The organism is Streptomyces sp. LaBMicrA B280 (assembly GCF_049222185.1).
Classification (GTDB): Bacteria; Actinomycetota; Actinomycetes; order Streptomycetales; family Streptomycetaceae; genus Streptomyces; species Streptomyces murinus.
In genome coordinates this window covers 1-13,986 of sequence record NZ_JBMJCT010000014.1, presented here as the reverse complement: position 1 = coordinate 13,986, position 13,986 = coordinate 1, and the positions used below count along the sequence as shown (strand labels likewise).

Genomic DNA, 13,986 nt, shown 5'->3' with positions numbered 1-13,986 from the left:
GTGGCGACGGCGGGGTCCGGGAGGTCCCGGTGCCGAGGGGCGTGGGGGAGATCGCCTCCCTGGCGCCGGTGCGCGATGCCGGGCGGCCGGTGTGGCTGGTGCTGGGCGCGGACGGGACGATCGGCCGCTGGGACATGGCGGCCGGGATCCATGAGCCGGTGGCGGCCACCACCCTCGCGACGGAGCCGGATCGCGAACCGTGGGCAGGCCACCGGTGCCGTCGGCGGCTGCACGCGTCCGGCGACGGGATGTTCGCCGCGGTGGTCAACGACTACGGCCGACTCGGCGAGGTGATCGAGCTACGGACCGGCCGGACCACGCTCACCCTGGAGCATCAGGGGGGTCACGAGGAGACCGTGCCGTTCTCGCTGGCGTTCGCCCGCCGCGGCGACCGTGACGTCGTGGTCCATCGCACGGACCGGAACCGGCTGGACGTGTCCGACGCGCGGACCGGCGCCCTGCTCACGGGCCCCGCCGATGAACGGGGCCGCCCGGAACACGACTACTTCCACGGTGCGCTCCAAGTGAGCCCGGACGGCAGGCGCGTCCTGGACGACGGCTGGGTGTGGCACCCCGTCGGGATCCCCACCGTATGGGATCCGGCCGCGTGGCCGCAGGGCGCGGCGCGGGAGCCGGCGGGCGGCCCGAGCGGGGTCCGGCTCTGCGGCCGGGCCTACTACTGGGACCGGCCCATGACCTGGATCGACTCCATCAGGATCGCGGTCGCGGGCCTCGGCGACGACGAGGAGGTCATACGGCCCGGCGCACGGATCTTCGATTCGACCCGGACCGCCCAGGGCGATCCGTGGTGCGCGACGACGGCCGTGGAACTCGCCTCGTTCGAGGGCCCGTCGGGACAGTTCTTCAGCGACGGCACCCGTCTGTTCAGCGGCGGGGACGCCGACAGCGCCGCGGGTCTGTCCGCGTGGGATCCCGCCACGGGAAGGCTCCTTGGCGTGGTGCCGGGCTTCTTCCCCGCGCATCACCACCCGGGCGCCGGGCAGTTCGTACAGATCGTCGGCGACGCGGCACGGGTGTGGACGGCGGGGCTCAGCCGTGCAGATGGCGGCGCAGATAGTCGTGCCAGGTCTGTTCGAAGGTCCTGGCGAGGGCCGAGCGCGGCGCGAACACGTCCCACGAGTGGAAGGCGTGCGCGTAGACATGCAGGTCGACCGGGACACCGGCGGCGAGCAACCGGCGCGCGAAGTCGATGTCCTCGTCGCGGAAGACGTCGAACTGGCCGACGGCGATGAAGGTGTCCGGCAGACCCGCGAGATCGGTGGCGCGGCCGGGCGCGGAGTACGGGTGCACGTCCGGCGCGCCGACGCGGTCGCCCAGCACCGTGGCCCAGGCGTACAGGTTCTCCTGCCGGTCCCAGACGCCGAGGTCGGTGATCTCCCGGCTGGAGCGGGTCTCGCCCCGGTCGTCGAGCATCGGGTAGTGCAGCGACAGCAGCCGCGGGGGGCGCTCGCCGCGGTCGCGGACCATGAGCGCGGTGGCCGTGGCGACCGCCCCGCCGCCGCTCGCGCCCGCGAGCCCGATCCGGTCCGGGTCGATCCCGTGCGCGGCGGCGTGCGCGGTGAGGTACGTGTACGCCAGATGGCCGTCCTCGGCCGCGCCCGGCGCCGGGGTCTCCGGGGCCAGCCGGTAGTCGACGGCGGCCAGTACGACATCGAGCCGCAGCGCCAGGGCCGCGCCGTACGCCCGGGCCGTGCGGTCGTGGGCGCTGCCGAGCACCTGCCCACCGGCGTGGAAGTAGACCAGGGCGGGCCGGTCGTGGTCGGCGTCGCCGGGGTGGAACATCAGCACGTCGAGCACGGTCCCGTCCGCGCGCGGCACGCTGAGCGTCTCGGTCTTGACGCGCGGGTCCGGGTCGGGCGCGGGGAGCCATTCCTCGGCCGCCGCCACCCGCTCGCGGCACGCGCGGATGTCGGAAAGGTCCAGCAGGGAGCCGTTCGGGGCCTTGGGCAGGGCGGCCAGCGCGGCCGCGAGCTCGGGGTCGATGTCGTAGGCCATGGTCTCTTTCCTTCCCGGGATCGGAACAAGGGGGCGTCGCCCGAAGCGGGGGACCCGGCCGCGCGGGCGATGCCGGCCGGGGCGCGGCGACCGTGAACGCCCGGGCGGCACCGAGGCGTTGCCGCCCGGGACCGCCGGACGCGACACGGCCGCGGTGCCTTCCCCGAGCCCCGACCGGGAGCGGATCGGCAGCCGCCTAGCGGGTGTAGTCCCGCGGCTCGAAGACGGCGGTGCGCTCCTTGTACGCCTCGATGCTGGCGGGCCAGTTGTTGACCACGCGCCCGTCGCCCGTCTTGTACCAGCTCGCGCACCCGGCGGCGAAGGCCGTGCCCGCGAGGTCCCGCTGGAGCTCCTCGTTGTAGCGGCGCTGCACCCCGGGGTCGACGTCCAGGGCGCGGTTCCGGTCGCCGTCGAGGGAGCCGAGCGCCTTGAGGACGTAGTCGATCTGGCACTCCACCATGAACAGGATCGAGTGGTGGCCCAGGTTGGTGTTCGGGCCGTAGAGCATGAACATGTTCGGGAAGCCGCTGACCGACACCCCGAGATACGCCTCGGCGCCGTCCTTCCACGCCTCGCGCAGCGTCAGCAGGTCCCGTCCGACGATCTCCGCCCCGCCGGTGCGGTCGAGCGGCTGGAAGCCGGTGGCGTGCACGATCACATCGACGTCGTGCAGCCGCCCGTCCGCGGTCCTGATGCCCTCCGGCTCGATCCTCGCGATGGGCTCGGAGACCAGTTCGACGTTGTCACGGGAGACGGCCGGGTAGTAGTCGTCGCTGATCAGCACCCGCTTGCAGCCGAACGCGTAGTCGGGGGTGAGCCGCTCGCGCAGCTCCTCGTCGGCGACCTGCGCGGCCAGATGGTCCTTGGCCACCCGCAGGAACTCGTCCCGCACCGGGTTGCCGTCGTCGCGCAGGCCGACGGCCCAGCCGTCGCGCTCACGGTAGAGGCCCTCGCGCAGCTCGTCGTAGCAGTGCGGCTCGGCGAGCAGTCCGGCGCGCTCGTCGTCGCTCAGCGCCTGGTCCTGGCGCGGCAGCAGGTAGTTGGCGGACCGCTGGAACACCGTCAGCCGCTCGGTGTCCCCCGCGATGGCGGGCACCAGCTGGACGGCGCTGGCCGCGCTGCCGATGCAGGCGACCCGCTTGCCCGTCAGATCCAGGTCCTCGGGCCAGCGCGCCGTGTGCACCTGGGTCCCGGTGAAGCGCTCCGCGCCCTCGATGCCCGCCCAGGCCGGCAGGTTGAGCTGTCCCCACGCGGTGATCAGCACCCGGGCCCGCAGCCGCTCGCCGCGCGCGGTGCGCAGCAGCCAGCGGCCGTCCTCGTCCGACCAGGTGGCCTGGGTGACCTCGGTGCCGCAGCGGATGTGCTCCATCAGCCCCTGGCTCTTCGCGAACCGTTCGAGGTTGTGCAGGATCTCCGGCTGCCCGGCGTAGGTACGGCTCCAGTCGGGCTGCTCGCCGAAGGAGTACCAGTACAGGTGGGACTGCACATCGCAGGCCGCGCCGGGGTACGTGTTGTCGCGCCAGGTCCCGCCGATGCTGGGGGCCTTCTCCAGCACCGTGAACGTGTCCCGGCCGGCCTCCTTGAGACGGGCGGCCATGCCGAGGCCCGACATCCCGGCGCCGATGATGACGATCTCGAAGTCCTCGTCCATAGTCATCCCCTTCGTAGTGCCTCTTCGCGGTCCACCCTGGACAGGGCTGCTGATCGACGGCTGAAGAATGACTGATGGACCGAGGGCAGACATTTGCTCACGATAATTGCAAGAGAAAAGGATACGGCAAATAAACCCTCGCCGACGCGGCGGATAAAAGCACCGAAGAATGCTTTGACAGCGCTCTCTTCGTGCTCGTGCCGATTTCCTGTGCGGGGTATGCGCGAGGAATAGTCTCGCGCGTGGCGCTGACACGGAGCTGACGCGCCGCGGACGTTCTCGGGCGAGGCCGGAGCGGAAATGAAGAACGAGGCTGCGGCGGTACGCCCCCGGCGGTTTTCCGGGCGTACTGCCGCAGCCTCGTCGCTGCCTGTCGCCGGCCCCTAGGCGGGCACGGCGGCGTCCAGTGAGGGCGCCTGGTTGAGGATCTGCTGGAGCCGCTGGCGCAGCTTGAGCGAGGGCTCCATGCCCAGCTCACTGGCCAGCCGGTGCCGCGTGCTGTTGTACGTCTCCACCGCCTCGGCCTGCCGCCCGGTCCGGTACAGGGCCAGCATGAGCATCTCGGTCAGCCGCTCCCGCCAGGGGTGGATGGTGCGCATGCGCTTCAGCTCACTGATGCTGTGCACCGGGTCCGCCAGCTGTATCTCCAGCCAGAGCTTGTCCTCGACCGCGCACAGCTGCTCCTCCTCCAGGGCCAGCGCCACGCTCTGCGACATGGGCCCCTGGGCGACGTCCTGGAAGGGCGCGCCGCGCCACAGCGCCAGTGCCTCGTCGAGCAGCTGAAGCGCCTGGTCGGGGGCGTGCCGGGCGCAGGCGCGGGCCTGGCCGGCCAGCCGCCGGAAGGCCGCCGCGTCGGTCTCCTCGTCACCCAGCTCCAGCACGTACCCGGACGAGCGGGTGAGCAGCTCGGGTGCCCGGCCGTCCGGCCCGGCCAGTTGCTGGAGGGTCCGGCGTAACCGGTACACATGGGCCTGGAGCGAGTTCTCGAAGGTGGGCGGGGGGTTCTCCCCCCACAGCTCGGTGTACAGCTGCTCGGCGGCCAGCGGCCGGCCGAGGCTCACCAGCAGTGCCGCCAGCAGGGTCCGCTGCCGGTTGCCGCCGACGGTGTGCGTACGGCCGCCGGTGCGCACCTCCAGGGGGCCCAGGAACGCGCAGACCGGACGCGTCGGGGAAACGTCACGAGCCGAGGGCCCGGAAGGCAGTCTCCGGTCGTTGTTCGGATGGGCGTCCTCGAACTGCGAATAGGTGATCACTTTTTCCTCCTGCCGAGCCGTGCGCGGTTCCTTTAATTGACTCCAGTAACCTTCGCAACCGCAAGTATCGAGGAGAGTCGGCCGTCGCTTCCAGGCCAGTGCGTGTCCATTGCAACAATGCTGATTTCCGCCGGTGATGTCGGGATGGACCGGTGCATGTCGGACATCATCATTGCGCGTTCGCCACCCTGTCGTGCTGATTATCGAGCACAGCCACGGCCGGTTAAGGAGCAGCATTAACGGTTTTCCAATTCCCGTGCCCGCTTTCATCGGACGATCAGGAACCTGTCAGGTGGGGTTGCTTGGATCGCGGGTACCGCCGACCGCGACCGCAGAAAGAGGTGTGTGATGGGGCCCGTTCGTCAGCCGCTCCGCGTGGGGGTCCTGTTGCCGACCCGGGAGCAGGCGATCCTCGGCGAGCACAGCGCCTCCTCCCTGCTGGACTTCGCGCGACGCGCCGAACAGCTCGGCTTCGACTCCCTGTGGACGGGCGACTCGCTCACCGCGCGCCCCCGGCTCGACCCCCTGGTGGTGCTGTCCGCCGTGGGCGCGGTGACCCGCCGGGTGCTGCTGGGCACCGCGGCCATGACACCGGCGCTGCGCCACCCGCTCATGGCCGCGAGCATGGTCAGCAGCCTGGACCACGTCAGTTCCGGCCGACTCGTCCTCGGCGTGGGATCCGGCTTCCCGGTGCCGGAGACCGAGGAGGAACTGGCCGCCGTGGGCGCCTCGTCCGCCGCCCGGGCCGGCACCCTCGACGAGGTCACCGCGCTGTGGCGGACGGCCTGGAGCAGCACCCGGCCCGGCGCGCCCACGCACTTCACGGGCCGGCACTGGCAGGAGGAGGGCCTGGACCGGCTGATCTGCCCCGCCGCGCCGGACGGACCGCCGCTGTGGCTCGCCGCCGGTGCCGACGGCGCCCGCGCGCTCGAACGGGCCGCCCGCCTCTACGACGGCTGGCTGTCGTCCCGCACCTCGGCCGAGTCCTACGCCGGTGCCCGGCGCCGCCTGGAGGACCTCTGCCGGCGCGCGGGACGCCGGGCCGGTGCGGTGACCCCGGCCCTGTATCTGACGGTCACGGTCGGCCCGGACGAGCGCGGGGCCAGGGTCGAGCTGGACGACTACCTCGAACACTGCTACGGACGCGCCCTGGAGCAGATGTCGGCCATGCGCGCCTGCGCGTGGGGGCCCAGCGAACACTGCGCGCAGCGCCTCGCCGACTATGTGCGGGCGGGCGCCCGGCACATCCTGCTCCGCATCGGATCGCTGCGACCGGAGACACACCTGCGGGAGATAGCGGACGTACTCGTCTCCACGGCCCGCCAGACAGATCAGGAGAGCACATGAGCACCGCCGGCAGCACCCGACGTGCCCGCTGGTTCACCACCGCCGGGGCCGACCCCCACGCCGACCACCAGGTGTTCCTGTTCCCGCACGCGGGCGGCACCGCCCCGGCCTACCAGGCGTGGGCCGCCACCCTGCCCTCCACCATGGACGTACGCACCCTGCAACTGCCGGGCCGCCAGGAGCGGTTGGGCGAGGAGCCGTTCACCGATGTGGAGCCCCTGCTGGACGCGCTCCTGGAGGTCTTCGAGGCCGAACTCGACGGCCGGCCCTATCTGCTGTTCGGCCACAGCTTCGGCGCGCTGCTCGCCTACCGGCTGTCCGTGGCCACCGCGTGGAACGGCCTGCCGGCCCCCGCGCTCCTCGGCGTCTCGGCCTGGGCCCCGGCCCTGGAGCCGACCGCCGAACTGGCCCGCGTCGCCACCATGTCGGATGACGAACTTCTCGACCGGGTCGGCCAGTTGGGTCTGATGCCGGAGGGCACGACGCTCGATCCGGCCACCCTGGCCTCGATCATGCCCGCGCTGCGCGCCGACTTCCTGGCCGCGGGCAGCCTGCGCGAGGACGGCGAACCGGCGCCCTGCCCGGTCGCGGCCTACTGCGGCACCACCGACCCCATCGTGGCACCCGGCGACATGGCCGCCTGGGCCGACCACTGCCCCGACTTCCTCGGCGCGACCCAGTACCCCGGCGGCCACTTCTACCTCTTCGAACACACCGCGGCCCTCCAGCACAGCCTGGACCGCCGGCTGCGCCGCCTGTCCGCCCGGCTCTGACGGCCTCACCCCGGAGCACCGGACCACGGCATCGGCCCGTCGCCGGTCGATACGCTTCCCGGGTGAGCGAACACGCCGGAGCATCCGAGAAGCCGTTCCTGTACGTCGTCGTCTGCGCGGCCGGTATCGCCGCCGGGGTGGGGGAGTTGATCGCGGCCGCGCAGGAGCGGGGCTGGGAGGTCGGGGTCATCGCCACACCGGTCGCGATGGGCGGCTTCTTCGACGTCGCGGCGGTCCAGGACCGTACCGGCAGGGTCGTACGGTCGGCATGGCGCTCTCCGGCCGATCCGCGGCCGTTCCCGGCGCCCGACGCCGTGGCGGTCGCGCCCGCCACCTTCAACACCGTCAACAAGTGGGCGGCGGGCATCGGCGACACCCTGGCCGTCGGCACCCTGTGCGAGGCCGCGGGCCTCGGGGTGCCGATCGCGGTGCTGCCCTGTGTGGGCCCCGCGCTGGCCGCCCATCCCGCCTACCAGGACAGCCTGGTACGGCTGCGCGGGATGGGCGTGCGCTTCGGGGACCCGTACTCCGGCGCGCCGGGTCCCGACGGCGGCCGCCCGGCGTTCCCCTGGAGGACCGCGCTGGACCTGCTGGAACGCGGCTAGGAACAGGTCAGCTCGGGTCCCTGCAGCATGCCGCCGGTGTACAGGGCCTGGCCGTCGGGCATCCAGTAGCCGAGCTTGGAGACCACCGTGGAGCAGGTGGCGCCGACGGTGACACGGACCTCGACCCGCTCCGGGTGGCCGGGCTGGAGCTCGGTCAGCGCACAGTCCAGGGAGTACGGCAGCCGGGTCTTCGCCGGGTACCTGCCCATCAGCGGGTTGACGCAGCGGGCGTCGGAGGTGGTGATCCGGACACCGCTGGCGGCCTCGCCGATCAGCCCGAACCGGGCGCTGCCGTCGCCCTCCGTACTGTCCCGGCGCACCGTGTAGACAAGCGTGGTCGTGGCGTTGCGGCGCAGCGTCGTGCGGTCGACGGTGATGGCGTGCGTGGGCGGCGCCTTGGGCGCGGTCAGCGTCAGCGTGGCCCGCACCTGGCCCGTGAGGTCCACCCCGGCGGGCGCGGACCGTACCCGCACGGTGGCCGTGATGTCGTACGTGCCGGGCCCCGGGTAGTCGCCCGAACCGGGCAGCGGGCCGCCGGCCAGGGCCTTCCCGGAACGCTCGGCGGACCAGGTGCCGTTGGTGCGGCAGCTGTAGCGGACCCGGGTGCCGGCGCGGCCGCAGGAGGCCGGGGCGGAGACCGCGAACTGCGGGGTGCCGCTGCCCGCGCACAGGCTGACCAGCGCGTGCTGGCCGTGATCGCCGCGCAGCGTCCCGGCGACCGCGCACAGCGTGGCCGGGCCCTCGGCCTTCGGGGCCGGGGCGGCGCCCGGGCTGCCCCAGGCCGGGGTGACGAGGGCCAGGGGCAGCAGTGCCGCCCCGGCCAGTGCTCTCAGGGTGGTCGGACGAGTCGGCACCGCGTTCCTCCCGGGCGGCCCGGACCGGCCGCGCGCCGGTCGCCTGCCCCTGAGGATCATCCGACGGTACGACCATCCCTCGCCTCCCACGCCGAACGGTCACCTGGGGGCACCAACACACCCGCCCGGACGGGCCCTAGCGCACCGCCCGCACATACCCGGAGGCGCCCGGAGTGGTGACGTCCCGGTCCCGGCGGACGATGCTCAGCCGCTTGCCCCAGCCGGTGAGGGCCTTGCGCAGACCGTCCGACGTGTACTCGATGTCGACCACGCGGTCCCCGAACGCCTTCGCGTACACCCCGCACTCGTCGTACTGCCCGCACTCCTCCGCCACCGCGAAGTCCAGCCCGGCCCGGCGCCGCGCACCGGCCAGTTCGGAGGTGTTCTTCTGCGCGATGGCCAGGTGCCGCTCGTGCGCGTGCCGGGACAGCAGGGCGATGAACGCGATCGCGTCGGAGGGGGAGAGCCGCCCGTCGGAGCGGGTGTAGCTGTCGTAGTTGTCCGGCTCCACGGCGTCGAAGCCCTTGCGCGCGCAGTCGTCGATCCAGCCGTCCACCCGCCGCGCCACCCGCTTCCGCTTGGCCGGGGTGCCGATGTCGAGCAGCGCCTCGTTCCAGTCCTTGTCCATGACGACCCTGCCGTGCGCGTCCCGCAGCAGCAGGTCGCGCGGCCAGGAGGCGCGTTCGGCGGGCTGGGCCTGGAAGGCGTTGACGTAGCAGATGTTGTACAGGCCGGGCGCGGGGGAGTCGGACCGGTCGCGGCTGACGACGCGGACGCCGGACGGCGGGGGATAGGCGCCGCCGATCTGGTAGTCGAACCCGGCATGCCGGGGTGGCAGCCGGACCGACGGCGGCTTTCCGCCGTCGTCCTTTCCGGTGGTCGCACAGCCCGTCAGGACGGAGACGGTGACGGCCAGTACGACGAGTGACGCGGCGCGGAACATGTCTGGATCAAAGCGTTCAAACGCCTCGACCGTCAAGGCGGTGTCCGGCCACGTCGTAGGCTCGGCCGTGATCACCCGTCCCGAAGGCAGGAGCAGCAACGATGCAGTATGTGAAGCTCGGTTCGACGGGCCTGGACGTGTCGCGCGTCTGTCTGGGCTGCATGACCTACGGGGTGCCGGAGCGCGGCAACCACGAATGGACCCTGGACGAGGAGGCCGCCCGTCCGCTGATCCGGCAGGCGCTGGAGGCGGGCATCACCTTCTTCGACACCGCCAACGTGTACTCCGACGGCACCAGCGAGGAGATCGTCGGCAGGGCGCTCAAGGACTTCGCGCACCGCGACGACATCGTGCTGGCCACCAAGGTGCACGGGCGGATGCGGCCGGGTCCCAACGGCGCCGGGCTGTCCCGCAAGGCGATCATGACCGAGATCGATCACAGCCTGCGCCGCCTCGGCACCGACTACGTCGACCTGTACCAGATCCACCGCTATGACCACGCCACTTCGATCGAGGAGACGATGGAGGCGCTGCACGACGTGGTCAAGGCGGGCAAGGCCCGCTACATCGGGGCGAGTTCGATGTACGCGTGGGAGTTCTCCAAGGCCCAGTACACGGCGGAGCGGCACGGCTGGACGAAGTTCGTCTCCATGCAGGACCACTACAACCTGCTCTACCGCGAGGAGGAGCGGGAGATGCTGCCGCTCTGCGTCGACCAGGGCGTCGGCGTGCTGCCGTGGAGCCCGCTCGCCCGGGGCCGGCTCACCCGCGACTGGGGCACGGTCACCGAGCGCAGCGAGCACGATGTCTTCGGCGGCAAGCTCTACCAGGAGGGCGACCGCGCGATCGTGGAGGCCGTCACCCGGATCGCCGGGGAGCGGGGCGTGTCGCGCGCCCAGGTGGCCCTCGCCTGGCTGCTGCACCAGAGCCCGGTGACCGCCCCGATCGTCGGCGCCGGCCAGGCCCGGCATCTGGAGGACGCGGTCGCCGCCGTCGAACTCACCCTCACCGAAAAGGAGATCGAGGAGCTGGAGCGGCCCTACACACCGCGCGCGATCAGCGGCCACTGAGCGCTGCGCGGCCTCGCTCAGCACGGTCCGTGCGGCGCGGATTCTGTGCCGCACGCCCCGATGTGCCGCGCCGAACGGCCCCCATGGCGGTCTCAGGGGTGGTGCGGCGGCGGAGGCGGGAGGGTCGCGAGGCCGGGGGCCGGTTCGGGCCAGACCAGGAGGACCGGGCAGGGGGCGTGGTCGACGGCGAAGCGGACCGCGGGGCCGAGGCTGCGCGGGCCGAGCCGGGACCGGTCGCCGTCCCGGGCCAGCACCAGCAGGTCGGCGCCCTCGGCGGCGGCCACCACCTCCCGCTCCACCCGGCCCGTCCGCTCCTCGCACCCGGCGGGCCGGTCCAGCCGCTCGGCCGCCGCCGCGAGGAGTTCGGCCGCCGACGTCCCGCCCAGCTCCTCCAGCAGGACACCGGGATCGCGCTCCGGGTGCCCCCGGCCCAGCAGCCCCGCGAACGCGCCGTGCGCGACCCCGGGCACATCGGGCCCGCTGACATGCAGCAGCACCACCTCGGCGGACTCCGGCGCATGCTCGCGCACGGCGTCCACACAGGCGGGCCAGGTGCCCTCGACCAGCCAGACGATCACCCGCATCGCATCGGCCTCCCGTCACAGAACGTGCAGCGACCCCCACAGTGCCACCACCGCGACCGCGAGGGAGGACGGCACGGCGAGCAGACCCAGCCGGGTGAACTCGCCGAGGTTCACGCCGTGCTCGTGCTGGTGCACGATCCGCCGCCAGAGCAGCGTGGCCAGCGACCCGGCGTAGGTCAGGTTCGGGCCGATGTTCACCCCGAGCAGCACCGCGAGCACCGCGCCGGGACCCGCCGGGGCCGCGAGCGGCAGCAGGACCAGCACGGCGGGCAGGTTGTTGACGATGTTCGCGAGGACGGCGGCCAGCGCGGCGATCCCCAGCAGCGCGGGCAGCCCGGTGCCGCCCGGCACGACCTGCCCGAGCGCGTCGGCGAGCCCGTTGTCCACCACTGCCCGCACCACGATGCCCAGCGCGAGCACGAACGCGAGGAACGCCGGGGCCGCCGCCTTCACCACCGCCACCGGGGTCGCCTCGCGGCGCAGCAGCGCCCGCCCGGCCAGCACCAGCGCCCCGGCCGCCGCCACCCACGCGGGCTCGACGCCGAACGCCGAGGCCACCACGAACCCGGCAAGGGTGCAGCCGACGGTCACCACCGCGAACCGGGGGAAGACGGGCGGCTCGCCGGTGTCCCGGCCGGCCGGGGCCGCCGCCGCGAGGTCACCGGCGAAGAACCGCCGGAACACCACGTACTCCACGCCGATCGCCGCCAGCCACGGCAGCGCCATCAGCCCGGCGAAGCGGGTGAAGCTCAGCCCGCTCGCCGCGAACGCCAGCAGGTTCGTCAGATTGGACACCGGCAGCAGCAGCGACGCCGTGTTCGACAGATGCGTGCAGGCGTACACATGCGGCTTGGGGCGTACGCCGGTGCGCGCGGCGGTGGCGAACACCACCGGGGTGAGCAGCACGATCGTGGCGTCCAGGCTGAGTACGGCGGTGATGGCGGACGCGAGCACGAAGACCGCCGTCAGCAGCCGCACCGGACGCCCCGCCGCCCAGCGGGCCATCCACGCCCCGCACGCCCGGAACAGGCCCTCCACGGCGCAGAAGTGGGCGAGCACCAGGACCGCCGCGAGGAAACCGACCACCGGACCCAGCCGCTCGGCCTCGGCGCGGGCATGGTCGAGGGAGAGGGCGCCGGAGGCGATCACGATCCCGGCGGCCGGGACGGCCGGCACCGCCTCCGGCCACCCGAAGGGCCGTACGACGGCGAAGGCGAGCACCGCGAGGAGCAGTACCACGGAGAGTGCTTCGGCGAGCGCGCTGTTCAGGGCGGGTCCTTCCGGATTCGATCACGCTTTCCCGCCCATGAAAACAGATGGCCCCGGCCGCCTTGCGACGGCCGGGGCCAGGCGGTCAGGGAGCGGTGCCGGGGCTGAACACGGTCAGGAAGACGGCCGAGGAGTTGCCGGAGACCGGGACCTCGCCGCCCGGCCATGTCACCTTCAGATGATCGCGTTCATCGGGCGGGGTGATCAGCAGGGCCGCCGGCTTGGCCGTCTTCGCGCCGCTGACGCCCGGGTTGGAGAAGGTCAGCCCGGCCCAGGCGCTCTGGCCGGGCTTGAGCGTGACCGTCGTCGACGAGCCCGACTCCCGACCGGGGTTGGGGCCGAGCTGGCCGCCGGAGGCGTTCACGAAGGCCGCGCCCGGGAAGCCGCGCACGGTGCAGGTGCGCCCGGAGGTGTTGGTGAGCACCACGGGGAAGTTCTCCTGCCCGGCGCCCGGGTCGTTGCGGCCCACGGAGGCCCGCAGTTCGGAGGTGTGGCAGCGGGTGCTCGCCGCCGCGGTGGTGCCGCCGCCCGAGGTGGCGGTCGCCCGGGTGGACGCCGTCGAGGGGGCGCCGGTGGGCGCGGAGGAGGCGGGGGAGGGCGTGGTCGCGGTGCCGGAGGGCGCCGGTGCGGAGGAGTCGCCGGTCGCGGGCGCCGCCGTACCCGAGGACGTCATGGGGGAACTGCTGTGCACGGTCTGGCCGGTGCCGCAGGCGGTCAGCAGGCCCAGCACGGCGACCGAGCCCGCGAACAGGGCTCCGCGCCGCGCGGACCGTGGGGTGTACACCATGTCGCTCAACACTCCTGGTTGGTCGGGGCACGCGACGGACGCGTGCCTACGGTGCCGAGTGCGCCGTCACCCCACTCCGATGCACGGAGGGTGGGAAAAGTTCGGAACACGAGGGTTCTTTTCCCCGCTTCGGCCCCGGACCGACCCTCGGCTCACCCCTCAGCGCACCCGCAGGGAGCGCAGTACGCCATCGGTGGCGTCGCCGTCACCCCGCTGGCGTAGCTGCACATACACCTGCGGCTCGGTGGCGCCGCCCGCCGGGACGAGCGCGGACTCGGTGATCGAACCGCCGTCCGGACAGCCGCTCCAGGCCCGCACCAGCCCGTGCCAGTCGGCGCCGCGGAAGTCACGGCTGCTGGAGTAGTGACAGCCGGAGTGCGCGAGCGCCTTCACCCGTGCGGTGACATCGCCGTGCGCGCTGACCCCGACGAACACACCGTCGACCGGGGCCTTCAGATCGGGCCACCGGGCGAGATCGTCGGCCACCACCAGGCCCGGTTCATGCCCGGAGCCCAGACCCAGCGCCCGCGGATCCCAGCCGGAGTCGCGCAGCTCGCGGTCCCAGCCCGCGGGCACCCGGACGCTCACCCGGCCGCCCGCGTCCGCCACCCGCGGCTGCTCCGGGGCCCCGCCGCGGTGCAGCACCACGGTCACCGTGCCCGCCGCCAGCGCGGCGGCGACCAGCGCGGCCACCGCCAGCGTCACCGTGTTCAGCCGCCCCCGTACCCGGTCCAGACGCGGCCACCCGAGCCTCCGCGCGGCCGCGGGCCCGCCCGCCAGCCGGTCCAGCTCGGCGGCGAACTCACCGGCGCCGGGCCAGCGCCGCGCCCGGTC

General features: G+C 73.2%; 14 protein-coding genes and 1 pseudogene. 4 read left to right on the top strand and 11 right to left on the bottom strand.

Going from position 1 to position 13,986, the window contains the following annotated elements:
- Positions 1-299: 299 nt before the first annotated feature.
- The 5 genes from ACLF5H_RS14485 to ACLF5H_RS14465 form a co-directional block, all read right to left on the bottom strand.
- Entirely contained in the window at positions 300-512 is a 213-nt protein-coding gene (locus tag ACLF5H_RS14485; protein ID WP_421676481.1) for a hypothetical protein, read from the bottom strand.
- Positions 513-676: 164 nt separating this feature from the next.
- Positions 677-940: a hypothetical protein gene (locus ACLF5H_RS14480; RefSeq protein ID WP_421676480.1), complete on the bottom strand. Its 264-nt coding sequence runs from the start codon at positions 938-940 to the stop codon at positions 677-679.
- Positions 941-1,050: 110 nt separating this feature from the next.
- Positions 1,051-2,016 carry an alpha/beta hydrolase gene (locus tag ACLF5H_RS14475; RefSeq protein WP_421676479.1) on the bottom strand — a complete coding sequence of 322 codons (966 nt, stop codon included), beginning with the start codon at positions 2,014-2,016 and terminating at the stop codon, positions 1,051-1,053.
- Between the two features lie 196 nt (positions 2,017-2,212).
- Positions 2,213-3,667 (bottom strand): flavin-containing monooxygenase, encoded by a 1,455-nt coding sequence (locus tag ACLF5H_RS14470; RefSeq protein WP_421676478.1) that lies wholly within the window; start codon positions 3,665-3,667, stop codon positions 2,213-2,215.
- A 383-nt stretch (positions 3,668-4,050) separates the two neighbouring features.
- Positions 4,051-4,920, bottom strand: a complete 870-nt coding sequence (locus ACLF5H_RS14465; RefSeq protein ID WP_421676477.1) for an AfsR/SARP family transcriptional regulator — start codon at positions 4,918-4,920, stop codon at positions 4,051-4,053.
- 348 nt (positions 4,921-5,268) lie between these two features.
- On the opposite strand from ACLF5H_RS14465, the gene ACLF5H_RS14460 reads away from it, so the two are divergent.
- The 3 genes from ACLF5H_RS14460 (at position 5,269) to ACLF5H_RS14450 (ending at position 7,645) form a co-directional block, all read left to right on the top strand.
- Positions 5,269-6,267: an LLM class flavin-dependent oxidoreductase gene (locus ACLF5H_RS14460; RefSeq protein ID WP_421676476.1), complete on the top strand. Its 999-nt coding sequence runs from the start codon at positions 5,269-5,271 to the stop codon at positions 6,265-6,267.
- Positions 6,264-7,040 carry a thioesterase II family protein gene (locus ACLF5H_RS14455; RefSeq protein WP_421676475.1) on the top strand — a complete coding sequence of 259 codons (777 nt, stop codon included), beginning with the start codon at positions 6,264-6,266 and terminating at the stop codon, positions 7,038-7,040. Before ACLF5H_RS14460 ends, ACLF5H_RS14455 begins: the two co-directional genes overlap by 4 nt.
- Positions 7,041-7,102: 62 nt before the next feature.
- Entirely contained in the window at positions 7,103-7,645 is a 543-nt protein-coding gene (locus ACLF5H_RS14450; protein ID WP_421676474.1) for a flavoprotein, read from the top strand.
- Here the strand turns inward: ACLF5H_RS14450 and ACLF5H_RS14445 are convergent.
- The gene (locus ACLF5H_RS14445; RefSeq protein WP_421676473.1) at positions 7,642-8,499 is read right to left on the bottom strand and encodes a hypothetical protein; all 858 of its coding nucleotides are present in this window, start codon (positions 8,497-8,499) and stop codon (positions 7,642-7,644) included. The genes ACLF5H_RS14450 and ACLF5H_RS14445 overlap by 4 nt on opposite strands.
- 136 nt (positions 8,500-8,635) lie before the next feature.
- Entirely contained in the window at positions 8,636-9,442 is an 807-nt protein-coding gene (locus tag ACLF5H_RS14440) for an endo alpha-1,4 polygalactosaminidase (RefSeq protein WP_421676472.1), read from the bottom strand.
- Between the two features lie 101 nt (positions 9,443-9,543).
- On the opposite strand from ACLF5H_RS14440, the gene ACLF5H_RS14435 reads away from it, so the two are divergent.
- Positions 9,544-10,512, top strand: a complete 969-nt coding sequence (locus ACLF5H_RS14435; RefSeq protein ID WP_421676471.1) for an aldo/keto reductase — start codon at positions 9,544-9,546, stop codon at positions 10,510-10,512.
- Positions 10,513-10,604: 92 nt separating this feature from the next.
- Here ACLF5H_RS14435 and ACLF5H_RS14430 read toward each other — a convergent pair whose 3' ends face one another.
- The 4 genes and pseudogenes from ACLF5H_RS14430 to ACLF5H_RS14415 form a co-directional block, all read right to left on the bottom strand.
- A complete protein-coding gene (locus ACLF5H_RS14430) occupies positions 10,605-11,096 on the bottom strand; it encodes a universal stress protein (protein ID WP_421676470.1) in 492 nt (163 codons plus the stop codon).
- Positions 11,097-11,111: 15 nt separating this feature from the next.
- On the bottom strand, positions 11,112-12,335 hold the full coding sequence (locus ACLF5H_RS14425; RefSeq protein WP_421676469.1) for an SLC13 family permease: 1,224 nt from the start codon (positions 12,333-12,335) through the stop codon (positions 11,112-11,114).
- A 115-nt stretch (positions 12,336-12,450) separates the two neighbouring features.
- A complete protein-coding gene (locus ACLF5H_RS14420; protein ID WP_421676468.1) occupies positions 12,451-13,152 on the bottom strand; it encodes a DUF4232 domain-containing protein in 702 nt (233 codons plus the stop codon).
- Positions 13,153-13,311: 159 nt separating this feature from the next.
- Positions 13,312-13,986, bottom strand: a pseudogene (locus tag ACLF5H_RS14415) (serine/threonine protein kinase); the annotation flags it as partial.

Excerpts from the sequence above, each read along its gene's own strand:
- ACLF5H_RS14435 (WP_421676471.1), top strand. The coding sequence starts at position 9,544 with ATGCAGTATGTGAAGCTCGGTTCGACGGGCCTGGACGTGTCGCGCGTC.
- ACLF5H_RS14420 (WP_421676468.1), bottom strand. The coding sequence starts at position 13,152 with ATGGTGTACACCCCACGGTCCGCGCGGCGCGGAGCCCTGTTCGCGGGC.
- ACLF5H_RS14455 (WP_421676475.1), top strand. The coding sequence starts at position 6,264 with ATGAGCACCGCCGGCAGCACCCGACGTGCCCGCTGGTTCACCACCGCC.
- ACLF5H_RS14440 (WP_421676472.1), bottom strand. The coding sequence starts at position 9,442 with ATGTTCCGCGCCGCGTCACTCGTCGTACTGGCCGTCACCGTCTCCGTC.
- ACLF5H_RS14430 (WP_421676470.1), bottom strand. The coding sequence starts at position 11,096 with ATGCGGGTGATCGTCTGGCTGGTCGAGGGCACCTGGCCCGCCTGTGTG.
- ACLF5H_RS14470 (WP_421676478.1), bottom strand. The coding sequence starts at position 3,667 with ATGGACGAGGACTTCGAGATCGTCATCATCGGCGCCGGGATGTCGGGC.
- ACLF5H_RS14475 (WP_421676479.1), bottom strand. The coding sequence starts at position 2,016 with ATGGCCTACGACATCGACCCCGAGCTCGCGGCCGCGCTGGCCGCCCTG.
- ACLF5H_RS14460 (WP_421676476.1), top strand. The coding sequence starts at position 5,269 with ATGGGGCCCGTTCGTCAGCCGCTCCGCGTGGGGGTCCTGTTGCCGACC.